This is a genomic window from Rhodohalobacter sp. SW132 (assembly GCF_003390325.1).
In the GTDB taxonomy this organism is placed as follows: domain Bacteria; phylum Bacteroidota; class Rhodothermia; order Balneolales; family Balneolaceae; genus SW132.
In genome coordinates this window covers 99,826-124,367 of record NZ_QUOK01000004.1, presented here as the reverse complement: position 1 = coordinate 124,367, position 24,542 = coordinate 99,826, and the positions used below count along the sequence as shown (strand labels likewise).

Here is a 24,542-nt window from a genome sequence, read left to right as displayed (position 1 = left end):
TATTTTAAAATAGGGAACTCAGGGACCGGGCGAAACCCATTATCGTTCAGAAATCAAACGGAAATCACCGAAGCCTGTAGTTGCTTCAAAAACCAGGGTCCGGCCCGGATATTCCCAAATTTCCCGTGTCGGTTGATCGGTTGGCAGCCGGCGCTCTACATTATCGGGCTCACCGTAAAGAATGTATGCGCGACCACGATCAGATTCATAACCGGGAGTTTGCAGGGAACTGAAGTTTCTGAACGCATAATCAATCCTGTTGTAGTATTCGGCCATCAATTCGTTAAACTCGGTTTCAGGTGTGGGATCTCTCTCTTCCCAGAATTCTCTGAACTTCCGTTCTTTTTCTGCAGTTGAACCGGATTGCAGGCGTCGCAATTCACTGTCACTTACAATAAAGCGAAGCATATTGATAGCAACGTCAATATTCAGAAGGCTCACAGGCATATCAAGCCAGCGTGAGTTCACAATTCTCTGGGCAATGACTTCATCATCCGAAGTTCGCACCTGCAGGCGAAACCTGGCGTTCGCAAAACCGGAATTGGGCACAGAAATAGAGCCAAACCGGGTGCCCGTGTCGTTGGGTGTCATCGTTAGCCGGACGCCGTCTGACCGGCCTGATAGTTCAAAATCGGATGCCCTGAATAATTCCTGTGCGCGGAGTGTATCGCGGAAAACCGCATCAGACAAAACGTCGGAGGAGGTGCCGCTCTCCATCTGGTGAAGTGTAAAGTGATACTCTTCATCTTCAGTATCTGGCAGAAGAACCAAAACTTCGTAATCAGATCCATAAAGTACGTTTTCGCCATAATTTAGAAATGTACCGGTTACCAGGTTGTTATCCTGCTGAAATTCACTCAGCAGTATCAGTCCGGCATTTCCGAGAGTATCATATTGCGGTACGGAAATGTTTCGCCTTGTGGAGCTCTGTTCCCTTGTTGATTGTGCACGCCTGAGCTGAAGTTCATAGTTGTAGGAACCGGGTTGAAGGCGTGTTGACATGATTCCTTCCACATGCTGCAAACGTGAGCGGGTCTCCTCAAACGACTGCACGTATATCGTGTCTTGAAATGAATCTCTGAATATCGATTGGCCGTCCTGTGATGAACTCCGCCGGGAGGTTCGATGTGTGCCTTCAAAAATTTCGAGTCCCATATGCACGGGGGCAAAATATTCAGCATCCTCAGGAGCAGACGTGTCGGAAGATCGAACTCTCAGAAAAGGGATAAGATCGTAGTCAAGGCGAAACATCACACCTGTAAGTGCGCTGCCATCATTTTCCGGCAGGATAACGTGGGTGATGTATGAACTGGGCTGATCGGATCGCTGAAGGAGCGATTCATACGTAGTTCCTCGCTGCTGCTGGGTTCCTCTTTGCTGGGCATCCGCAATCACGGGCATTAAAAGTAACAGGGTGATAAGAATCGGGGTCAGATAGTTCATTATGGTAGGAACAATGTTCTGTTGTTTTAAAGCTTTTGAAAAGCTTTGATTTCTGTATCTTCAAACGTCATCAAAACTGATGGTATTATTTAAAGAAACATAAATTAAATATAATTCCGCAGAAATGAGTGAATCCTGGCAAAGTAACCTGTTGCAGATCATCCGAAAAACGGAAAAGGAGATCAAAGAGGGTGGTGGTGCAAAGCGAATTGAAAAAGAGCATAAAAAAGGAAAAATGACGGCTCGGGAGAGGATTGAATTTTTACTCGACGAGGATTCTCCTTTTGATGAAATCGGCCTCTGGGCTGCGTATGAGATGTATGAAAAAGAGGGCGGATGCCCTTCAGCCGGGGTTGTTACGGGAATTGGTTCGGTAGGAGGCAGGCGATGTATGATCGTGGCAAATGACGCCACAGTAAAGGCGGGGGCCTGGTTCCCGATGACTGCAAAAAAGAATCTTCGAGCGCAGGAAATTGCTATCGAAAATCATCTTCCCCTTATCTATCTGGTGGATTCTGCAGGCGTTTATCTTCCCATGCAGGATGAAATTTTTCCGGATAAAGAACATTTCGGGCGTATTTTCAGAAACAATGCGGTAATCAGCGCCAAGGGAATTCCACAGATTGCGGCTATCATGGGAAGCTGTGTGGCCGGCGGTGCGTATCTGCCAATCATGAGTGACGAAGCTTTAATTGTAGACGGAACTGGAAGCGTTTTTCTGGCCGGCAGTTACCTGGTGAAAGCGGCAATCGGCGAAGAGGTGGATAATGAAACACTCGGCGGTGCGTCTACTCATACGGAAATCAGCGGGGTGACCGATTATAAAATGAAGGACGATACCGAGTGCCTTCAAACCATACGCCGGCTGGTAAAAAATCTAGGTCCCTCTCCCAAAGCGAACTTTACAAGGCATGAGTCGATCGCTCCCGAAATTGATGGAGAGAAGATGGTGGAGGAATTTCCCAAAGACAGAAATCGGCCCTATGATGTGATGAACATTATTCAAGGCCTGGCGGATGCCGAAACGTTTGTTGAATTTAAAAAAGGGTACGGGCAGACGCTGGTCACCGGCTACGCCCGTATCGATGGCTGGAGCGTGGGAATTGTAGCCAATCAGCGCAAAATTGTAAAAAGTAAACAGGGTGAAATGCAGATTGGCGGGGTGATCTACTCTGATAGTGCAGATAAAGGCGCCCGGTTTATTATGAACTGCAATCAGAAAAAAATTCCGATTATTTTCCTGCAGGATGTAACCGGATTCATGATTGGGAAACGCAGTGAGCACGGTGGTATCATTAAAGATGGCGCAAAAATGGTGAATGCTGTGGCAAACTCAACAGTGCCAAAAATCACCATCATTATGGGGAACAGTTATGGTGCAGGAAATTACGCAATGTGTGGAAAAGCGTACGATCCCCGCTTCATCTACGCATGGCCTACAGCGCAAATTGCAGTGATGGGCGGAACCCAGGCGGCGAAAGTCCTTACCCAGATAAAAGTTTCATCGCTGGAGAAAAAGAATAAAAAAATCAGTCACGAGGAGCGTGAAGAGATTTTGGAACGCATCAAAAGCAGGTACGACAGGCAGACCGATGTGCGGTATGCCGCGGCCAGGCTTTGGATAGATGGAATTATCACCCCGGAGGAGACACGGATGAAGATCTCGCGGGCAATCGAAGATGCCAATCAAAATCCAACGATTGAAGAATTTAAAACAGGTGTATTGCAGGTATAAATTTCAGTTCTGACTGACATCAAATTTTAATTAAACCAACAGATTTGTGAAGAAAAATATAAGAATAGCATCAGGACAAGGTTTTTGGGGTGATCTGCCGGACGCTCCCATCAACCAGGTGAAAAATGGGAAAATTGATTACCTGGTGATGGATTACCTCGCCGAGGTTACCATGTCGATCATGCAAAAACAGCGCATGAGAAATGAGAAATATGGTTATGCCCGCGATTTTGTGGATGTGGTGGGAGCCGTGTTTAACGAGATCAAACAGGATGGAGTGAAAGTAATCTCCAATGCCGGCGGCGTAAATCCCCGGGCATGTAAAGACGCCATTCTAGAACTGGCCCGGGAGAAGGGTATTGAAGGACTGAAAATTGCCGTAGTGGATGGAGATGACATTCTGCCATCGCTCGATTCGCTTATTGCTGAGGGTCACGAGCTGAAGAACATGGAAACCGGCGAACCGATTACTTCAGTGAAGGACGAGCTGCTGAGCGCGAATATCTATTTCGGCGCTGCCCCGATCGTTGAGGCGCTCGAAACAGATGCCGATGTAATTATCACCGGCAGAGTGACCGACACAGGCCTCACTCTTGCGCCGATGATTTACGAGTTCGGATGGGATTTCAATGACTACGATAAGATGTCGGCCGGAACCATCGCAGGTCACATTATTGAGTGTGGCGGACAGGCATCGGGAGGTAATTTCACTGACTGGGAAACTGTGGAAGATCTCGTGAATATCGGGTTCCCGATTATTGAGGCGTATCCGGACGGATCATTTTACGTGACCAAACACGAAGGAACCGGCGGTCTTGTCTCGGAGATGACGGTAAAAGAGCAGCTTTTATATGAAATCGGGAATCCGGCAGAATATATCACCCCTGACTGCATTGCAGATTTTACTTCTGTGCAGCTGGAACAGGAGGGTGAAAACCGGGTGAGGGTATTTGGCATAAAAGGAACAGAAGCCACGCCAACCTATAAAGTGTCGGCAAGTTACATCGATGGGTATAAACTTTCATCCACATTGGTTTACTGCTGGCCTGATGCAGCCAAAAAAGCGCAGGTTGCGGCCGATATCCTTTTCAAACGTGCGGAAAACCTGGGGATCGGGTTTGAAGAAGTCAACCGGGAATTGGTTGGGCTTAACGCCTGCAATGAAAACCCGATATCTGATCTGTCTGATCTGGAAGATCTGAATGAGGTTCAGCTCAGAATTGCCGTTCAAAGCCGCTCAAAAGAAGATCTGAACCGGTTCGGCAAAGAAGTTGCACCGCTGATTTTAACTGGTCCAAGCGGTGTGACCGGATTTGCGGGCGGGCGCCCCAAAGCGAGCGAAGTGGTTGCATACTGGCCGGCATTGCTGAGTAAAAAAGCAGCTCTTCCAAAAGTGACACTCTTTGAGAGTTAATCCGAATTCCATCGGGGATTGTAAGAAGTCCGGGTTAACGGATTAAATTGAATATGGGCTATCTGCATTGCCGATAGCTCCGTATATATTTTTTACGTAAAAAGGTTAGGCAGTAAAAGCTTCAGTTCATTACCTTTCGGGAAATTAATTCAGCAAAACTGAGAACAATACGAACTTATGGTTATTGGAATAATTGGCGCGGGTATTTCCGGATTGACGGCCGGGCGTCTTCTTGCAAATGCAGGTCATGACGTAACGATTCTTGAAAAAAGCAGGGGATATGGCGGAAGAATGGCAACACGCTATGCCGGGAAAAACGGGTCCGCTAAAATGGACCACGGGCTGAACTATTTTGTGCCGCGGTCCGAAGAATTTAAGGAGTTCACGGATGAGCTGATGGATCAGGAGCTGGTAAAACGGTGGGGAGAATCCATATGGTTGTATGACGGGAGTGATTTCCACAAAAAAAACCCAAATCCCGATAAGAATGATTCATTTACCGCCACAAAAGGAATGAACAGTATCGGAAAATATCTCAGCCGGTGGGTGGATGTAAAGACCGAAACTCATGCGGGCGGGCTTACCTATATTGGTGCCCATCGCAGCAAAAAGCGATCCTGGATGATTAATTTGAGGGCCGGGAATACATTTGAGGCGGACGCAGTAATAATAGCCGCACCCGCAGCCCAGGCATACGGATTGCTTCAGACTACAACAAATGAGACCAACACACTTAAAATTATCCGTGAAATTGATGAAGTGCATTATGCGCCCTGCTACACACTCATGGCAGGTTATGGCGATCGGGAATTGCCTGAATGGGAAGGAATTATTTGTAAAAACAGCCCGCTGAAATTTATTTCGAACGAAGCCACTAAAAAAAGTTTTAACCAGGAGTGTTCATTCGTAGTTCAGGCAACTCCTGAATACACCCGAACACTTGGCAAGCTTGACAAAGATGCCATACGTAAAGATATGCTCGACAAACTTGCCACAACAATTGGAGGATGGGCGATGGCACCACAATGGAGCCAGGTTCATTTCTGGAGATACAGCCGGGCTTTGAAAGTATTAGACAGGCCATATGCCGAACTGGAATTTGATGACGCACCCCTCGCTTTAACCGGCGACTACTTCATTGATAACACGGTAGATGGCGCCTATCTTTCAGGGTTTAAACTGGCTGAAGACTGGATCAAAAAATATACCGACTAAATAACAAGGAGTAGCGGGAACTCCGGGGATGTAAATTTATAATCCCCAATTCAATACCGGATAAAAGCGTGGATGCACTGCATAAACTCAACGCCTACTTAAAAAAGTACAAGGGAAAATTTATCCTTGGTGCACTTTTTTTAACGGCTTCAAATTTCTTTTTGATATGGATTCCGGTTCTGATTCGCCGGACCATGGACGAAGTAGAAATGTTGGGCGAGGATTACGGCGGGGAGTATGGATCACTCACAGACATTCTATTTTCAAGTGAAGCAGGTCAAATTCTTGCGTGGAACTCGCTTCTTTTGATCGGAACCGTAATGCTTTACGGAATACTGTTATTTGCTACCCGGCAGACGCTTATTGTGGGATCACGGCATGTTGAGTTTGATATCCGAAACCGTGTGATGGGTAAACTTCTCGAACTCCCTCAGCGTTATTTTGAGTCGAATAAATCGGGCGAAGTTTATGTGCGTGCAACCGAAGATATATCACGCGTTCGTGAATATTTTGGCCCGGTTGTAATGTATACCATCAATACGATCACACGTGCCGGCTTTATCATTACAATGATGATCATTGTAAATACTGACCTGACGCTTTGGGCCTTGTTGCCGCTGCCGTTCTTATCCGCTTTTGCATACTGGGTCAGCGGTTATATCAATAAATATCAAATCATCATCCAGCAGCGTTATTCTGATATTGCCGGCGCTGCACAAGAGGCATTCAGCAGTATTCGCCTCATAAAAGCATTTAACAGGGAAGCGTATAAGCAGAAACTGTTTGATAAAGAGAGTGATCTGTACCGTAAACAGAAACTTAAACTTGATTTGGTTGAGTCGCTTTTTCACCCCACGCTGAACCTGTTGATCGGAGCTTCTGTAGTCATTGTTATCTGGCAGGGTGGTATGATGGTGATTGATGGATTGATTACTGTGGGGAACATTGCTGAATTTGTGATTTACGTGGCGTATCTCACCTGGCCGGTTGCTTCACTTGGCTATACTGTGAATACGTTCCAGAAATCGCTGGCCTCATGGGAACGGGTTGATAAAGTTCTCACAGAACCAGTGAAAATCGGTCAATCTGAAGAACAGTTTAACAGCGACAGGGAAGTTGAAGGTGATGTGAGATTTGAAAATGTCTCATTCAGTTATCCCGAATCTGAAGAAAAAGCCATCGATAAAATTTCGTTTCACATAAAAAAAGGAACAACAGCTGCATTTGTAGGCCGCACAGGCGCAGGTAAAACAACATTGGTTAACCTGATACCGCGACTTTTTGATGCAACGGAAGGAGTGATAAAAGTGGATGGCACCGATGTTAAAAAATGGTCTGCATCAGCTCTCAGGCGCGGAATTGGATTTGTGCCGCAAGAGACGTTTTTGTTCTCTACAACGATCAAAGAAAATATTGCATTTGGTGTAGATTCAGCTTCTGAAGAACAGATTGAAGAAGCGGCAGAAAATGCGCATGTTTTGCAAAATATTTTGGAATTTGAAAAAAAATTCGAGACAATAGTAGGGGAACGAGGAGTCACTCTTTCGGGAGGGCAAAAACAACGAACAGCTATCGCCCGGGCTCTCATAAAAAAACCATCTATCATCATATTAGATGATTCGCTAAGTGCAGTGGATACGGAGACGGAGGATGCAATATTATCACACCTTCGGGATCAGCGATTGACCAGAACAACAATTATGATATCACATCGTATTTCTACTGTTAAAAACGCCGATATAATTTTTTATCTTGAAGACGGTTCTATCGTTGAACAAGGTTCCCATGAACAGCTGCTAACGCAAGAAGGACGTTATGCACGCATGTATCAAAAACAACTACTGGAACAACAATTAGCTCAAATATAAACCAAACACACAGCGGGCGACCCTGCTTGAAAGGCAGGAACCCACAACACTACGGGAGATAATCACATGATCATAGTACCTTTAGGAGTAGCATCTGCCACCCCAACTGCAACCCGCCATCTTTCATCCGTTGCCTTATGGCGCGAAGGAGATGTTCACCTGTTTGATTGCGGAGAAAACGCACAAATGAGAATGTTGCAGGCAGGTCTGAAACGCTCAAAAATCGAAAATATCTTTATTTCGCACTACGATGTGGACCATTATTCTGGTCTGATTGGCTTATTAGCTACATTGCAGCTTCAGCGCCGTGATAAACCGATTACACTGGTTGGCCCGGAAGGTCTCCAGGAATTTGTTGAGTTCAATTTTAAGTTTGCCAACATCGATCTCAACTTCGAAATCAAATATGTTGAAGTACCTGAGGATATTGAATCACAGCGCGTGATTGATGAGAAAGAATATTACGTGGAGGCAAGACCCCTAAATCACACGTCCTTCTGCCTGGGATATCGGTTTCAGGAGAAAGACAAACCGGGGAAAGTAGATGCCGAAAAGGCTGAAAAGCTTGGTATCACCGAAGACGAACAGTATAAAGCTCTGAAAGCGGGCGAAGATGTTATCCTTGATGATGGCACCGAAATCAAATCCTATGATATTGTAGGCCATCCGCGCCCCGGTGATAGCTTTGCCTATATTACGGATACCAAATATTGCCCGAATTCCGTGAAGCTGGCTATGAATACTAACATCCTGTACCACGAGGCAACATTCAGTACAAGCCTTGCGGATAAAGCTGCTGAAACGGGGCATTCAACATCCGAGGATGCCGCTCGTGTTGCAAATGAATCACAAACCAAACTGCTTGTGATTTCGCACTTTTCTGCACGATACACCAATCCGTTTGTGCTGCTGCGTGAAGCCCGTGAGAAATTCTTCCCGGCCTGGCTTGCAACAGAACTGCGGCCTATTTTTACAGATCCGGCCAAAGAAAAAGGAATTGTTCAGGCGAAAGTTTATATCAAGGAAATTGATCAGGACAAATCCGATAAGAGCAAATCATCCGGCAGGGGGAAAGGTAAATCAGATAGCAAAAAACGTTTCAGAAAACGAAAGAAGTTTGATAAAAAAGGCGGAAGCAGTTCTTCCGGCCGTAAACGTCGCAGCTCTACATCATCCGATAGTGGCAGCTCAAGGCGATCATCAGGTGGCAGCAGCAGACGTTCGGATTCTTCAGGAGATTCGAACGAACGCAAGCCAAAACCGATTACACCACGTACACCGTTTGACGATTTCGATCGATTCTAATTAAAAACTCTTGAGTTCTAAAAAATCTTCTAAAGCCGTCGATTCAGATTTGATTCGGCGGCTTTATTACTTTTTCAAGCCCTATAAATGGTGGGGCATCTTTGCCATCTTTCTTACGCTATCTGCGGCATTTCTGGGAACTGTTCGCCCAAAACTCACACAGGTTGCTGTAGATGATTACATTGCCATAGGGGATATCCCCGGGCTGATGTATATCATACTTCTGCTTGTTGCTGCACTGATCGGAGAGTTCATTATTCTGGTGGCAAATACTTACATCACCCGCTGGTTTGGGCAGGGCGCACTCTACAGTCTGCGGAACGCAGTGTATGAGAAGATACAGTCTCTGCATGTTCAGTTTTTTGATACAAACCCAATTGGCCGGCTGATTACCCGGACAACCAGTGATATTGAAGCGCTGAGTTCACTTCTTTCCGACGGTATCGTAAACATGGTAGGGGATCTGTTCAGGATCTTTTTCATTCTCGGATTTATGCTGATGATGAGCTGGGAGCTTACCATAGTTTCTGTCCTGGTGCTGCCGATCCTTTTCTATTCAACCTTTTGGTTTAAATCGAAAGTCCGTGTTGCATTTCTGAATGTAAGAGATCAGATCGCACGGCTAAATTCTTTTGTGCAGGAACATATCAACGGCATGGCGATTGTTCAGCTGTTTAACCGCGAGAAGAAAGAGCAGGAACGTTTCAGCAAGATCAACAGCGATCACAGGAGAGCGCATCTTGATACTATTTTCTATTTTTCCATTTTCTGGCCGGTGGTAGAAGTTCTGGCCAGCCTTGCAATGGCGCTGGTTGTCTGGTATGGTGGTGCACGTGCATTGATGGATCAGCTGACATTTGGAGTGCTTCTCGCATTTATTCAGTATGTCCGGCAATTTTTTAATCCTATCAGGGGACTTTCCGAAAAGTATAATACTCTGCAATCAGCGCTTGCGTCATCTGAACGGATTTTTGATGTTCTGGACACGGAAAAAGAAGTGCTGGAGACCGATGATCCGGTTGATCAGCCGAAAGTGAAAGGTGCTATTGAGTTTAAAAATGTGGATTTCAGCTACAATACAGATGAGGAAAAAATCCTGCAGGATATCTCATTCACAGCTGAACCGGGTGAGCTGCTGGCAATTGTAGGAGCCACAGGCGCGGGTAAATCTACGATTATCAATCTTCTTTTACGTTATTATGACATACAAAAAGGAGAAATTCTCCTGGATGGAGTGAATATTCAAAATCTTTCGCTCCGGCAGCTGCGCTCACATTTTGGACTGGTATTACAGGATAATGCCCTTTTTACAGGAACCGTTCTCGAAAATATTACTCTCGGAAATGAGAATATATCCCGGGAAGAGGTGGTCCGTGCGGCGAAAGAAGTGGAGGCGCACAACTTCATAAAAAAACTGCCGGGAGGATATGATTTTCAGTTGAAAGAGAGAGGAGCATCCATATCAATGGGCCAAAAGCAGTTGATCTGCTTTGTGAGAGCGATGGTTTACGACCCCGAAATTCTGATTCTGGATGAAGCGACTTCAAATGTGGATTCCGAAACCGAACATCTCGTTTCAAGGGCTTGCGAACGAATGATGAAAGGGCGAACTTCAATTGTAATAGCACACAGACTTTCAACGATTAAAGGTGCGGATCGCATTCTGGTGATGCACAAAGGTAAAATCAGGGAGTCTGGTAGCCATGATGAATTAATTCAAACCGAGGATGGCATTTACCGAAAGTTGTACGAACTGCAGTATAAAGACCAGGATCTGGTTGAGACCGGATCTGAATCCGATTAATTTTAATTCTAAGTATCGATCGCCATGAACGACTCAAAATCAACAGAAGAAGAGCTAAAAGATGCATTGAAACAGGAGAAAAAGAACATGGAAGATAAATACACACAGATTTTACGCAGCCTGGATTCTGAAAAAGATAAAATTAAAAATGAAATCCGACGGGAATTTCGAACTGCCCGGAGATATGTGAGGGCAAATCCTGAGATAGGTGTTGGAACTGCTTTTGCAAGCGGAATTCTTGCAGGCGTATTAATCTCAGTTTTGTTTAGTAAGAAGGGGTGATACTGGCTGTAGGGGTGGTTTTTTGGACGATATTTCTCAAAGACTACCATTTTGCAGTTCACCTGGAAAAAATAATTATCAAATTAATAGAATTTTAGAAATGAGCATTCAAGCAGATAAATTGGAAAAACTATTTGGGCGTGTGGATCAGCTCAGGGGGTATCTTTGACTACGATAAACGAAAAGTCAGGGTTATAGAGCTTCAGGAACAGACACAGGATCCTGAATTCTGGAATGATTCGGAAAAAGCCCAGGGCGTTATGCGTCAGCTTGACCATCAAAAAAGTCTCGTTGAAAGTTGGGATCAGCTTGATGAACTCAGGGAGAGCATCAGGGTGTACCAGCAGTTCCAGGAAGAGGGTGAAGATGTGCAGGAGGAGCTTGAGCAGGAGGTCGATACATTTATTCAAAAGCTGGATGATCTCGAACTGCAGAATATGCTTAGTGGTGATGATGATCACCGGGATGCTATTGTTACATTTAATCCCGGCGCAGGTGGTACGGAAAGCCAGGACTGGGGCCAGATGCTCTTTAGAATGATCAATCGCTGGGCTGAAAAACACGATTACAATGTATCTGTTGTGGAATACCAGGATGGAGACGTAGCTGGCATTAAAAGTGCCACAATTGAAGTGAAAGGCGCAAATGCCTACGGCTTTTTAAAATCGGAGACCGGAACGCATCGTCTGGTTCGAATCTCCCCGTTTGACAGCAACGCCCGACGGCATACGTCGTTCTGCTCGGTGTTCGTATCTCCAATCATTGATGACACTATTGAGGTGAATCTCAACGATAGTGATGTTGAGCTTCAGCGATTTCATGCCAGTGGTGCTGGTGGCCAGAATGTGAATAAAGTGGAGACCGGTGTTCGTCTGATCTGGACAGGGAAACTTTCCGACGGCAGTGAGGAACGAGTGGTTGCTGAGTGCCAGCAGGAACGGTCACAGCTCCAAAACCGCGAAAAAGCGATGGTTCTGTTAAAATCCCGGGTTTATGAACTCGAAAAGAATATTAAGGAGCGTGAAAAACAGAAGCTGGAAGACTCCAAAAGCAGTAACGAATGGGGATCTCAGATTCGATCGTACGTTTTTCACCCGTACAATATGGTTAAAGATCATCGTACAGACCACGAAACCGGCGATGTGGATTCCGTGATGGACGGTGATCTTGATCCGTTTATGAAAGCCTACCTGATGAGCCGCGTGGCTGAACAGACCGTATGATAACCGTAGGACTGACCGGCGGAATCGGATCTGGCAAAACAACCGTAGCCAGGTTATGGAAAAAACGCGGGGCTGTCGTGATATTTGCTGATGATCTTGCAAAAGAGATGATGCGAACCGATTCCAAGCTAAAAAAAAAGCTGATTGAAGTATTTGGGCGGCAGACCTACAGGGATGATGGCTCTCTGAATAAGCCTCATCTGATCAGGGAGGCTTTTGAGAAAAACCGGGTCAGTGAACTGAATGGTATTGTACATCCCGCCATCCAAAAAAAAACAAAACAGCTGATCGAAGATGCCCGGGCGTCCGGCGTCCGGCTTTTTGTTTATGAAGCCGCTATTTTGCTGAATAACGGGCGTCCGGATTATGTTGATAAAGTCGTTTTAGTGACCGCTGATCGGGAAAAACGCCTGGAACGGGTTTCTGCCCGGGATGACAGCAGCGAAGCTGAAATCATCGCCCGAATGGAAAAACAGCCCGATTTTGATTCTCTTCATCACCTGGCAGATTATATACTTTTTAATAACGGTACCGAAAAAGAGCTGAAAGAGAGAGCAGAAGAGATGTATCAAAAACTGATTGGAAATAACTAATTAATTGCAGGTTAGAAGAAATCTTATTTAACTTTGGAAGCGGTTCCAAAAAAAGAAAATAAGACTTATTTATCATGACTAATAAACCAACAAAACTCGTAACACTCGATGAGTATATCATTCAATCACAAAACCGGTTTCCGGGAGCAACCGGTGAACTCTCACAGCTGTTAAGAGATATCGGCCTGGCGGCAAAAATCATCTCAAGGGAGGTGAATAAAGCTGGAATCACCAGTTTACTTGGTGTGGATGGCTCCAGGAATATTCACGGTGAATCAGTGAAAAAGCTCGACCTTTTTGCAGATCAGCAGCTTATATCGGCACTCGACCGTTCACTTATCACCTGTATGGTAATTTCTGAGGAGAATGATGGAATAGTGCGGCTGAACAGTCAGGGCGGAAAATATATTGTCTACCTCGATCCGCTTGACGGGTCTTCCAATATTGATGTGAACGTATCGATCGGAAGTATTTTCTCAATTTACATGAGGCAGTCACGTTTTGATCCTAATATTGTAGAATCTGATGCTCTTCAGCCCGGTATTCGACAGGTAGCAGCCGGATATGTTCTTTACGGTTCATCAACAATTATGGTTTATACGACGGGAATGGGGGTGTCCGCATTTACGCTTGATCCCAGTATTGGTGAGTTTATCTTATCGGATGATGATTTTGAGATGCCGGATCACGGTACGATTTACAGTATCAATGAGGGAAGTTATAACAGCTGGGGAAACGGCTTGAAGAAATATATCAAATATTGCCAGCTGGAGGATCAGGAAAGCGGAAGGCCGTATTCCGCCCGGTATATTGGTTCAATGGTTGCGGATGTGCACAGGACTCTCGTAAAAGGCGGAATATTTATCTACCCATCGAGTAAACGTTATCCTGAAGGAAAATTGAGATTGATGTATGAATGTAATCCGCTCAGTTTTATTATCGAGCAGGCGGGGGGAGTGGCTACCAATGGCAATAAGAGAATAATGGAAATTCAGCCGGATGCAATCCATGAGCGCACACCTATTTATATAGGATCGCGAAAGAATGTGGAAGAAGTGATTCGGTTTATTACAGAAGAAGCCGAAGTACCCGTTTAAGCTATTCAATCTGGAATTATTCCGTGCAAGGTAGAGGTATCCGCGAGAATTTAGCTGTTCAAAATATTATTCAGGTAGAATGCATTATCCATTTTCCAACATTAGAAACAGGTTTATTCACACTTGTTAAAATCATACTCAGCTTTGGGTTTCGCAGATTTCGCTGTGTATATCGCGGAGTAACGCGGATATGTCCAATATTATCTGCGAAAATCAGCGGGTTAATCTGCACGGCTATACCGTGAATGAATAGAATGACAGAAATACAATTCATCTTAGTGTAGCCAACGTTTTGGGCCGTTGTGCTGCGAGAATATCTTTGAAGGAAATATTATTCGCCAATCTGTATTCGTCCGCCTTCATTAATATCGTGGCGCATGGTGTATCCCGCATTTACTTCCACAACGTATTTGGACGGAAGTTCCGATGGTATGCTCTCCTGTGAGTAGGGGGAAGTGTTTCGGTGAATGCGTACGATTTCATACTCTTCGTTTACAAAAATGATATCGAGTGAAAGCGGCGTACTTGCCATCCAGAAGTTTCGTTGCTGGTTATCATCGAAAATAAAGAGCATTCCGGCATCAACCGGCAGAGAGTGAACATCCATGAGTCCCTGGCTGCGGCTTGCATCATCATCAGCAACAGCTGCTTCAATTTCAGAAATTTCGTTTCCTCTTTCATTCAGGAATGTGATCGTGGTTTCGTATTCGAGAATCCGTTCTTCTACTGCGGATTCAGATTCTCCTTGTTCGTTTTCCGAACAGGCGGAGAAATAAACTGTGGAAAGCGTCAGCAGGAATATGACTATGAACGAACGGGAAGTTGATAGGGAGGAGGGATCAGGAAAACTCATCATTATTCTGGGCTGGATCATTAAATGTAGCGTGATTGGATTTTTAGAAACTGTAATTAAGATAACTCTGAATGTTGAACCAAAAAAGGAAAAATCTATCCTTAACGTTCTGTACCTCAATGATGCAACAAAATAAAACCCGCAATTACATCAACAGGTGATAAATCGAAATGGGATAGTGGTTGGTTTTTAAAGGATATAAGCCTATTTTACGAAACTTAAGTGAGCGCCGCGAGGTTCTCACTTTTTTTTGTACTTGTAACCACTTTAAGGAATGATAAGTAATCCATTAGAGCGCATTAAAGAACTGGCGGAACCTCTTGTCAGCCAATCAGATATGTTTTTGGTTGATGTAGAGATCAAGCAGCAGGAGATGCCTGTTGTTTGGGTTTTAGTGGATTCAGAAAATGGGGGTGTAAATCTTGATGAGTGTACAAAACTTAACAAAGAACTCTCATTCCTGGTGGAATCAGAAGAAATTTTTGAAAAATCGTACCGGTTAAATGTTTCGTCTCCCGGCCTGAGCAGGCCGTTGACGGATAAGCGGCAGTATGCAAAGAACCGGGGGCGTACAGCCCGCATCAAATTTAAAAAAGATGGCAGCTATGAAAAGGCTGAAGGAATTTTAAAAGAAGTGTCTGACGATCTCGTTAAAATTGAACAGAATAAAGGCAATGAAGTATCCATACGGTTTGAGGATCTTGTAGAAACGAAAATCGTACCAAAAATTTAGCCGGTAACCGAATCCAAAAAAATCACCTTTACCGATGCAAAACGACGTCTCAAAATTAATTATCCAATCCTTCGCGGAGATCGCAAAAGATAAAGGTATCGATAAGGATCTTCTTTTGTCGATTCTTGAGGATGTTTTCCGAACGATGATTCGTAAAAAATACGATTCAGATGAAGCGTTTGAGGTAATCCTGAACGCTGATCGCGGAGAGATTCAGATTCTTCATATTCGGGAAGTGGTTCCTGCGGATGAACTTACAGATCCTGTTACAGAAATTACCCTTGAGGAAGCACAAAAGCAGGATCCGGATCTGGAGTTGTACGATGAATATGCCCAGGAGATTTCGATCACTGATTTTGGCCGGCGTGCGGTAACCATGGCCAGGCAGCAACTGGCTCAGCGTATCCGTGAAATTGAAAAAGACAACATATTTGAAGATTATTCCGACCGTATCGGGGACATTATTTTAGGAGATGTTTACCAGGTTCGAAATAATAAAGATATCCTTGTTAATCACAACGGTGTGGAACTTCTGCTTCCGAAAAATGAGCAGATCTATAAAGATCGTTACCGCAAAGGAGATACGATTCGTGCGGTTGTTGTTGAGGTAAAAAGAATCGGGGGCAATCCAACGGTGATTATCTCCAGAACATCACCCATGTTCCTGGAACGCCTGTTTGAAAACGAGATTCCTGAAGTGTTTGACGGAATTATTGAACTGGTGCGAATTGCCCGTGAACCGGGAGATCGCTCAAAAGTGGCGGTACAATCGCACGATGAGCGGGTAGATCCTGTTGGTGCATGTGTAGGTATGAAGGGAATTCGTATCCACGCTGTGGTTCGGGAACTTCAAAATGAAAATATTGATGTAATCAATTACACGCCGGATAAATTTGAGTTTATCAAACGTGCGCTTCAGCCTGCAAGAGTTTTAAAAGTTGAGCTTACGGACGATGGGAAACAAGCCAACGTTCTCGTTCCTGCCGATGAAGTATCCAAAGCGATCGGTAAAGGTGGAGTGAATATACGGCTGGCCTCTAAACTGGCAGAAGTTGAAATTGACGTCTTCCGCGAAGTTGAAGAAGAAGATGATATTGACATCAATGAGTTTGAAATTGATTTCGGGCCAGAAACCATCGCATTGCTGCATGATATTGGTTGTGACAGCGCTCGTGCAGTGCTTGAACTCGATGAAGAAGAACTCGTCCGGCGAACGGAAGGCAAAATCGATAAGGAAGAAGCAGAACGAATTATCGATATCATTGCCTATGAATTTGAGGACGAACAAGATTGATCGTAACTTTAGGGGTGCGGTTAACTAAGAATTACTGATAAAAATCCATTACACTTTTATATGACGGACAAGAAGCCAAAAAAACTATTTAAAGTTGCATCAGAATTTAATGTTGCGACCCAATCGATTGTCGATACATTGGGAGAGCATGATTTTGATGTTGCTAATCGTCCGAATACCAAGATTACGCCCGAAATGTACGAGGTGCTGGCTTCCGAATATGGCGATGACAAGGAAAAAAGCAGAGAGCATGCCAAGGCGCGCGAAGAGTACGAAAGCCGCAGAAGCCAGATTATGTCGAACCGTAACGAGAGCGTAACGTTAGACAGTTTTCTCGAACCGCTTGATGACCTGGAGCCGGAAGATGAAAAACCGGAACCCAAATCTGAGAAAAAGTCAGAGTCGAAACCTAAAAATGTAGAATCACCGGAAAGCTCTCTCGAGCCGATGGAGACTCCGCCGGAACCAAAACCCGAACCAGAGCCGGAGCCGGAAGCTGAAAAAGAACCAGAACCGGAACCGGAAAAAGAAGAGAAAAAACCAGCAGCTGAGGAACAGAAAGAGAAACCTGAACCTGAAACCGAAAAAGCTGCAGAAGCTGAAGCCCAACCGGAAGAATCAGAAGAAACCGATGAGGATACTAAACCGGCAGGCACTGAAACTGAAATTGAAGAGGAGATAAAGAAACCTGCTGCTGAAGAGAAGAGTGATGCAGAGACAGAAGATGATGAAGACGCAGATGATGATGAAGACGCAGATGATGATTATGATGAAGAGGATGTAGAAGATGATGAGGTAGCAGAAGAAGAGGATGAAGATGACGACGAAGACGAAGAAGAAGGAAAAGTGATCCGCGGTTCTGCCGGTCGTCTTAAAGGGACAAAAGTGGTAGGTAAGGTATCCTTCACTTCAGATAAGTCGAAGAAGGTTAAGAAACGCAAACGTCGGAAAGACAGGGGAGATGACGAGCAGCAGACGAAGCGTAAAACCAAATCAGACTCTGACAAATCCACTAAAAAGACTAAAAAAACCAAGAAAAAATCTCGTCGTTCCAAAGTTGATGAGGAAGATGTAGATAAGAAAATGCGTGAAACGATGGCACGCATGAAGGATTCTGATACCGTAGGAAGTAAACGGGCTAAACGCAGAAAGCAGCGAAAAGAAGAAAGGGAAGAGGAGCGTCAGTTACAGGATGAGCTCAGTGAACTTGAAGATAATGTCATTGATGTAACCGAATTTATTACCGTAAGTGATCTTGCTGAACTTCTGGAAGTAAAACCAACCGACGTTATTACAACGTGTATGAACGTTGGCATGATGGTTTCAATCAACCAACGGCTTGATGCCGCCACGATTGAACTTGTGGCAGATGAATTCGATTATGACGTCAATTTTGTAGATGCCGATGAGGTTGTCGAAGAAATTTATGTGGAAGAGGAGGATGATCCTGAAGATCTTGAACCCCGCTCTCCGATTATTACCGTTATGGGGCACGTGGATCACGGTAAAACTTCACTTCTTGATTACATCCGGAAAGCAAAAGTAGCAGCCGGTGAGGCTGGGGGAATTACTCAGCACGTGGGTGCATACGAAGTAAAAACCGAAGATAATAAAAAGATTACTTTCCTGGATACTCCCGGTCACGAGGCGTTTACCGCTATGAGGAGCCGTGGTGCCCAGGCAACGGATATTGTGATTCTTGTTATTGCAGCCGACGATTCTGTGATGCCCCAGACCATTGAGGCGATTAATCACTCCAAAGCAGCCGGTGTTTCTATTGTTGTTGCGATAAACAAAATGGATAAACCCGGTGCAAATCCTGACAAAATTAAACAACAGCTCACCGAACACAATGTGATTGTTGAGGAGTATGGTGGAAACACCCAGATCGCCGAAGTATCAGCAGAGACCGGAATGGGAATTGATGACCTTCTTGAAAAAGTATTAATCGAAGCTGAATTGCTCGAATTGAAGGCCAACCCAAACAGACTTGCTCAGGGAATTGTGCTGGAATCCCGCGTTGATAAAGGAAAAGGTACCGTCGCCAATATTCTAATTCAAAACGGTACACTTGAAGTAGGTGATCCATTTGTTGCCGGGCCATGTTTCGGCCGGGTACGTGCTATGGAAAATGAACATGGTGAAAGGCTTAAAAAAGCGGGGCCATCCACTCCTGTTCAGCTGACCGGGTTCGATTCGGTTCCACAGGCAGGCGACCGGCTGATTGTACCGGCTGATGAAAAAACGGCTAAAGATATTGCAAATCAGCGGCAGCAAATTCGCCGGGAACAGTCACTACGAAGAACGAAACATCTTACCCTGGATGATCTCTCAAGACGAATGGCACTTGGAGAAGTATCCGAATTGAATATCATCATCAAAGCTGATGTTGACGGTTCTATTGAAGCACTTTCAGGAGCCCTCCAGAAACTTGGTACAGAAGAAGTTTCCGTGAGTGTCATTCATACCGGTTCGGGTGCAATTACCGAATCTGATGTGCTGCTTGCATCCGCATCAGACGCCATTATTATTGGTTTCCAGGTAAGGCCAACTGCCTCAGCCCGGAAACTCGCTGAAGCGGAAAGCATCGATATTCGACTCTTTAGCGTGATTTATGATGCTGTTGATGAAGTCCACGACGCACTGGAAGGAATGCTCAGCCCCGAAATTTCAGAAGAAATTATGGGTATGGTTGAGGTTCGTGAAGTCTTTAAGGTGTCAAAAGTGGGTACCATTGCCGGATGTTACGTGACCGAAGGAAAAATTCACAGAAACAATCCAATACGAATTATTCGTGATGGTGTTGTCATCTGGGATGGTGAGATTGATTCACTGAAACGCTTTAAAGATGATGTGAAAGAAGTACAATCTGGTTACGAATGCGGAATCAGTATTGTAAACTATAACGATGTCAAAGTCGGCGATGAATTTGAAAGTTACACCATCAAGGAAGAGAAGCGTACATTAGAAGACGCAAAATAGGTATAACAGGAGTTTCTCCATGAGTATTCGAACAAAACGACTTGCTTCCGTTATTCAAAAAGACCTGGGGCAGATTCTCCAGCAGAGCTATCAGCCATCAGGTACGTTTATAACAGTCACGCAGGTTCGTCTTACGGATGATCTTTCCATTGCAAAGGTGTACCTGAGTGTTTTTACTCAAGACAGGGATCCGCAGTCCATCTACCAGTTCATTGATGATAACCAGGATAGAATCCGGTATGATCTCGCATCAAAAATTAAAAACCAGGTGCGAAGAATTCCTGAACTTCTGTTTTTTGAAGATGATACTGCAGAATATGTGAATAAGATGGAAAAGCTTTTTACCAAGGTAAAAGAGCAGCGTTCCGGAAACGAATCTTCCGGTAACGACTGATCTCTATGGCTAAACAGGTGATTCCAATTGATCAGCTTCCTGTTGTTGCCAAAAACAGCGCCATCATTCGTCCGGATTCATTTACCACCGGCGCCGCCATACTCATGGATAAACCGTTAGGTTGGTCCAGCTTTGATGTTGTCCGATATATTAGAAATCGTGTTCCACCAAAAAAAGTGGGTCATGCAGGAACACTGGATCCCCTCGCTACCGGACTCTTAATTATATGCACCGGAAAAGCTACCCGCACAATCTCTCAATTCCAGGACGGGGATAAAGTGTATGAAACAACCGTAAGATTCGGCTCATCCACCCCAAGTTATGATGCGGCACTCGAGCCAGATGAACATTCTGAATGGGAGCACATCACTAAAGAGGAAATCGAGAACGTTATAAAAGAGAAATTTACCGGTACAATCGTTCAGTCACCCCCCATCTATTCTGCAATTCGGGTAGAAGGCGAGCGACTTTATAAAAAAGCGCGCAGGGGAGAGAAAGTCACAACACCACCACGCCAGGTTACAATAGATCAAATTGAGATCCTGGATTGCCGTTTACCGGAGGTTGATCTTCGGATACGTTGCGGAAAGGGTACGTATATTCGTTCCATTGGTCACGATCTTGGCCTGGAGCTGAATAGCCGGGCTCATTTGACGGCACTGCGAAGAACTGCCATCGGAGATTTTTTTGTTGATGATGCTTTGTTGCCGGAAGAATTCGACCAGAAATTGAAAAAATAAGAACCATGTCGAAACTGGTATTTCTTGATGATGTTAAACGCGATGATCACACGGTGTTGACAGTTGGAACCTTCGATGGTGTTCACGAGGGTCATAAAGTGCTGATTCAATCTGTGCTTAATAAAGCTGAAGAGTGCGGGTGCAGAAGTGTGATTGTCACATTCGATCCACATCCGCGCGATATCATCAATCCGGGTTCCGACGGCATCAAATTACTCAGCACGTTATCTGAACGCTGCGAACTATTGGCTGATCTGGGAATCGATGAAATGGTAGTGATTCCGTTTGACCGTGATTTTTCATTGATGAGTTCAGAGACGTTTATTCGCGAGGTGATCTGGAAAAAAATCGGGGTAAAGAAATTCGTGATCGGGTACGATCACCAGTTTGGCAAAGACCGGGAAGGAACCATTGAAACCGTTCGTGCACTCGGGGAAGAACTTTCATTCGAATCTCATGTAGTTTCAAAACAAGAAGTTGAAAACAAAACGGTAAGCAGTACATCAATCCGGAATGCCCTGCAGGGGAAAGGTGATGTAGAACAGGCTGAAAAATTTCTTGGCCGGTACTATATTTTAAACGGCACTGTTGTTCATGGGGATAAAAGAGGCAAAGAGATTGGTTATCCCACAGCTAATATTCAGATCGATCTGGACAAAAAAATCATTCCGAAAAAAGGGGTTTACGCAGTGTGGGCCCGGGTTGACGGCGAGTACTATCCGGCAATGATGAATATTGGCTTTCGCCCGACATTTAAGGGGGAAGGGCTAACCATGGAAGTGCATATTATTTCTTTTGATGAAAATATATATGGAAAAGAGATTCAGGTACAATTTGTAAAAAGAATCAGGGATGAACAGTCATTTGATGGAGTTGAAGCGTTGAAAGAGCAGCTTGCGAAGGATAAAATGCAGGCAGTAAAGATTTTGAAAACAAAGCGTCCAAACGTTGCAAAACAGACGAATTAAGCTTATTTTTATAAGCTATACATAATAGAACATTTATATATTTTTGAAATGAGCATAAGTAAAGAAAAAGTACAGGAAGTCGTAACTGAGTTTGGCGGATCAGAAGAAAATTCAGGTTCAACGGAAGCACAAATTGCGCTGTTAACAGAAAGGATCAACCATCTAACAGAACATTTGAAAGAGAATAAGCATGATCACTCTTCCCGGAGAGGCCTGCTGAAAATGGTTGGCCAGCGAAAACGAATGCTCACCTACCTGAGAAATAATGATATTGAAAAATATCGTGAGCTGATTCAAAAGCTTGGAATTCGTAAGTAAGCGTATTATCAAAGGCACGCAGCTCACTGTGTGCCTTTTTTTTTGGAGTTGTGTTTGGCTATTCTCTCATCTCCAAAACTCATATTCATAGAATAGTTGTAAACAGTGAAAGGAACAGAACATTTATATATGAAAGCAATTAAAAGAAGTGTTGAATTTGCACCCGGAAAAGAAATTACTGTTGAGACAGGAAGGCTGGCAAAGCTGGCTGACGGTGCAGTGATGGTAACTATGGGTGAAACAATGGTGCTTTGCACAGTTGTAAGTGCAAAAGAAGCAAAGCCGGGACAGTCTTTTTTCCCGATGGTTGTTGATTTGCGAGAAAGTTTTACGGCCGGCGGAAAATTTCCCGGCGGATTTATGAAAAGAGAAGGACGGCCATCAGACGGTGAAACTCTGGCCAGCCGATTGATCGACAGAAGTTTAAGACCTCTGTTCCCAAATGGTTACCTCAACGAAACACAGTATATTTGCCAGGTTTATTCATCAGACGGACAACACCAGCCGGATGTACTCGGAGCGTTTGGAGCCTCTGCAGCTACTCATATTTCCGATATTCCGTTTGACGGGCCCATGTCTCAGGTCAAAGTTGGCCGTATTGATGGTGAGTTTGTCATCAACCCAACAATCGATGAGCTTGAAAAAAGCGACATCGATATGATTGTGGCCGGAACAGAAGACAGTGTTCTGATGATTGAAGGCGAAATGAAAGAGATCACCGAAGCAGAGATGCTCGAAGCGATCAAAGAAGGACATAAGGCCATTGCAAAACTTTGCCAGTTCCAGGAAGAACTCAGAGAAGAATTTGGAGTTGAGAAACGAGAATTCGAACCTGAGCCTGTAAACGAAGAACTGAAGTCTAAAGTAGAAGAGCGTGTTGGATCAAAATTAAAAGATATTGTTGGCACAGGTCTCGGAAAAGAAGAGTTTAACGGACAAGTAAGCGACCTGAAAAACGAGGTCATTGAAGCGATTACGGCCGAGGAAGAGTACGAAGATGAAGGCGGACAGATCTCCGAATTTTACGGTGATATGGTAAAAAACGAACTTCGTAATATGATTCTGGAGAATAAGCGCCGCATTGACGGGCGTTCACCGGAAGATATTCGTGATATCTGGACTGAAGTTGGCTACCTGCCAAGAGTTCACGGCTCAGCGATCTTCAGCCGTGGTGAAACACAGGCACTGGTATCGGTTGCACTCGGAACCAAACGTGATGCACAAAGCGTGGACACTCTCTTTTATGAAGAGGACAAAACATTTATGCTCCACTACAATTTCCCTCCTTACTGTGTGGGCGAAGCCGGCTTTTTAAGAGGTCCGGGCCGACGAGAAATTGGCCACGGTCACCTTGCAGAGCGTGCGCTTAAAATGCTTTTGCCTGAATGGGAAGAGTTCGGATATGTTATCCGGGTTCGATCCGACATTACAGAATCGAACGGTTCATCATCCATGGCCTCCGTTTGTGGCGGCTCTATGGCGATGATGGATGCTGGTGTGCCCCTGAAGAAACCGGTTGCCGGAATCGCAATGGGTATGATTGTGGGTGAAAACAACACCGTAGTTCTTTCTGATATCCAGGGCGAGGAAGATTTCATGGGAGACATGGACTTCAAAACAGCCGGTACAGCTGACGGTATTACAGCTACACAGATGGATATGAAAGTGAAAGGAATTTCGTTTGAACTCCTCGAGCAGGCACTCCAGCAGGCTCACGGCGGACGTATGCACATTCTTGAAGAGATGGCAAAAACCATTTCAGAGAAACGAGACACGATCTCGCAATATGCACCGCAGTTTATCAATATGACGATTGACGGCGACAGCATTGGCGCAGTGATTGGGCCGGGCGGAAAAGTGATTCAAACACTTCAGAAAGAGACAGATACTGAAATCTGGATCGAAGAGGATGAAGCGGGCAAAGGTCAGATTACTATTACTGCTGATTCACTCGAGAAAGCGGAAGCTGCCAAGAAACGAATCCAGGCCGTTGCGGGTCAGCTCGACGAAGGAGCAACGTATAAAGGCACTGTGAAAGCAATTAAAGAGTATGGTGCTTTTGTAGAGATTGTGCCTGGAAAAGAAGGTTTGCTTCATATTTCCGAACTGAATCATGACCACGTGAAGAATGTGGAAGATGTGATTTCTGTAGGAGATGAAATTGAAGTTAAACTGCTTAAAGTTGAGCATGGCGGAAAACTGCGCCTCTCAAGAAAGGCTCTGCTTCCTCATCCGGACGAAGCGTAACACTCTTCGCCTTGCTTTATATGAATCTTGTAGC

The 24,542-nt window shown here is 44.7% G+C and carries 20 protein-coding genes; 18 read left to right on the top strand and 2 right to left on the bottom strand.

Going from position 1 to position 24,542, the window contains the following annotated elements:
- Positions 1–39: 39 nt before the first annotated feature.
- On the bottom strand, positions 40–1,443 hold the full coding sequence (locus DYD21_RS09570; protein ID WP_116035789.1) for a GWxTD domain-containing protein: 1,404 nt from the start codon (positions 1,441–1,443) through the stop codon (positions 40–42).
- A 124-nt stretch (positions 1,444–1,567) separates the two neighbouring features.
- Here DYD21_RS09570 and DYD21_RS09565 point away from each other — a divergent pair, with 124 nt between their 5' ends.
- The 10 genes from DYD21_RS09565 to fbp all read left to right on the top strand — a co-directional run bounded on the left by DYD21_RS09565 (position 1,568) and on the right by fbp (position 13,979).
- Positions 1,568–3,178, top strand: a complete 1,611-nt coding sequence (locus DYD21_RS09565) for an acyl-CoA carboxylase subunit beta (protein ID WP_116035787.1) — start codon at positions 1,568–1,570, stop codon at positions 3,176–3,178.
- A gap of 46 nt (positions 3,179–3,224) precedes the next feature.
- Positions 3,225–4,592 (top strand): acyclic terpene utilization AtuA family protein, encoded by a 1,368-nt coding sequence (locus tag DYD21_RS09560; RefSeq protein WP_116035784.1) that lies wholly within the window; start codon positions 3,225–3,227, stop codon positions 4,590–4,592.
- Between the two features lie 177 nt (positions 4,593–4,769).
- The gene (locus tag DYD21_RS09555) at positions 4,770–5,807 is read left to right on the top strand and encodes an NAD(P)/FAD-dependent oxidoreductase (RefSeq protein ID WP_116035782.1); all 1,038 of its coding nucleotides are present in this window, start codon (positions 4,770–4,772) and stop codon (positions 5,805–5,807) included.
- 68 nt (positions 5,808–5,875) lie between these two features.
- Entirely contained in the window at positions 5,876–7,675 is a 1,800-nt protein-coding gene (locus DYD21_RS09550; RefSeq protein ID WP_116035779.1) for an ABC transporter ATP-binding protein, read from the top strand.
- Positions 7,676–7,741: 66 nt separating this feature from the next.
- Positions 7,742–8,980: a ribonuclease Z gene (gene rnz, locus DYD21_RS09545; protein WP_116035776.1), complete on the top strand. Its 1,239-nt coding sequence runs from the start codon at positions 7,742–7,744 to the stop codon at positions 8,978–8,980.
- Positions 8,981–8,990: 10 nt separating this feature from the next.
- Positions 8,991–10,784 (top strand): ABC transporter ATP-binding protein, encoded by a 1,794-nt coding sequence (locus DYD21_RS09540; RefSeq protein WP_116035774.1) that lies wholly within the window; start codon positions 8,991–8,993, stop codon positions 10,782–10,784.
- Between the two features lie 24 nt (positions 10,785–10,808).
- Positions 10,809–11,066, top strand: a complete 258-nt coding sequence (locus DYD21_RS09535) for a hypothetical protein (protein ID WP_116035771.1) — start codon at positions 10,809–10,811, stop codon at positions 11,064–11,066.
- A gap of 100 nt (positions 11,067–11,166) precedes the next feature.
- Positions 11,167–12,289 (top strand): peptide chain release factor 2 gene (prfB, locus tag DYD21_RS09530; protein WP_116035768.1). Its coding sequence is split into 2 segments (ribosomal slippage): positions 11,167–11,232 and positions 11,234–12,289, totalling 1,122 coding nucleotides; the frame shifts between segments, so codons are not numbered across the junction.
- Positions 12,286–12,882: a dephospho-CoA kinase gene (gene coaE, locus DYD21_RS09525; protein ID WP_116035766.1), complete on the top strand. Its 597-nt coding sequence runs from the start codon at positions 12,286–12,288 to the stop codon at positions 12,880–12,882. Before prfB ends, coaE begins: the two co-directional genes overlap by 4 nt.
- Before the next feature lie 74 nt (positions 12,883–12,956).
- Positions 12,957–13,979 (top strand): class 1 fructose-bisphosphatase, encoded by a 1,023-nt coding sequence (gene fbp, locus DYD21_RS09520; protein ID WP_116035763.1) that lies wholly within the window; start codon positions 12,957–12,959, stop codon positions 13,977–13,979.
- A gap of 331 nt (positions 13,980–14,310) precedes the next feature.
- Here fbp and DYD21_RS09510 read toward each other — a convergent pair whose 3' ends face one another.
- Positions 14,311–14,835: a DUF192 domain-containing protein gene (locus DYD21_RS09510; protein WP_158551487.1), complete on the bottom strand. Its 525-nt coding sequence runs from the start codon at positions 14,833–14,835 to the stop codon at positions 14,311–14,313.
- A gap of 271 nt (positions 14,836–15,106) precedes the next feature.
- Here DYD21_RS09510 and rimP point away from each other — a divergent pair, with 271 nt between their 5' ends.
- The 8 genes from rimP to pnp all read left to right on the top strand — a co-directional run bounded on the left by rimP (position 15,107) and on the right by pnp (position 24,508).
- Complete coding sequence (gene rimP / locus DYD21_RS09505) at positions 15,107–15,565, top strand: ribosome maturation factor RimP (RefSeq protein ID WP_116035756.1); 459 nt, start codon at positions 15,107–15,109, stop codon at positions 15,563–15,565.
- Positions 15,566–15,599: 34 nt separating this feature from the next.
- The gene (nusA, locus tag DYD21_RS09500; RefSeq protein ID WP_116035754.1) at positions 15,600–16,859 is read left to right on the top strand and encodes a transcription termination factor NusA; all 1,260 of its coding nucleotides are present in this window, start codon (positions 15,600–15,602) and stop codon (positions 16,857–16,859) included.
- Positions 16,860–16,919: 60 nt separating this feature from the next.
- A complete protein-coding gene (gene infB, locus DYD21_RS09495) occupies positions 16,920–19,841 on the top strand; it encodes a translation initiation factor IF-2 (RefSeq protein WP_116035751.1) in 2,922 nt (973 codons plus the stop codon).
- 19 nt (positions 19,842–19,860) lie between these two features.
- Complete coding sequence (gene rbfA / locus DYD21_RS09490) at positions 19,861–20,235, top strand: 30S ribosome-binding factor RbfA (RefSeq protein ID WP_116035748.1); 375 nt, start codon at positions 19,861–19,863, stop codon at positions 20,233–20,235.
- Between the two features lie 5 nt (positions 20,236–20,240).
- Positions 20,241–20,975, top strand: coding sequence for a tRNA pseudouridine(55) synthase TruB (gene truB, locus DYD21_RS09485; RefSeq protein WP_116035746.1), 735 nt, complete (start codon positions 20,241–20,243; stop codon positions 20,973–20,975).
- 5 nt (positions 20,976–20,980) lie between these two features.
- On the top strand, positions 20,981–21,943 hold the full coding sequence (locus DYD21_RS09480; protein ID WP_116035743.1) for a bifunctional riboflavin kinase/FAD synthetase: 963 nt from the start codon (positions 20,981–20,983) through the stop codon (positions 21,941–21,943).
- 48 nt (positions 21,944–21,991) lie between these two features.
- On the top strand, positions 21,992–22,261 hold the full coding sequence (gene rpsO / locus DYD21_RS09475; RefSeq protein ID WP_116035740.1) for a 30S ribosomal protein S15: 270 nt from the start codon (positions 21,992–21,994) through the stop codon (positions 22,259–22,261).
- 129 nt (positions 22,262–22,390) lie between these two features.
- Positions 22,391–24,508, top strand: a complete 2,118-nt coding sequence (pnp, locus tag DYD21_RS09470; protein ID WP_116035738.1) for a polyribonucleotide nucleotidyltransferase — start codon at positions 22,391–22,393, stop codon at positions 24,506–24,508.
- Positions 24,509–24,542 lie beyond the last annotated feature (34 nt).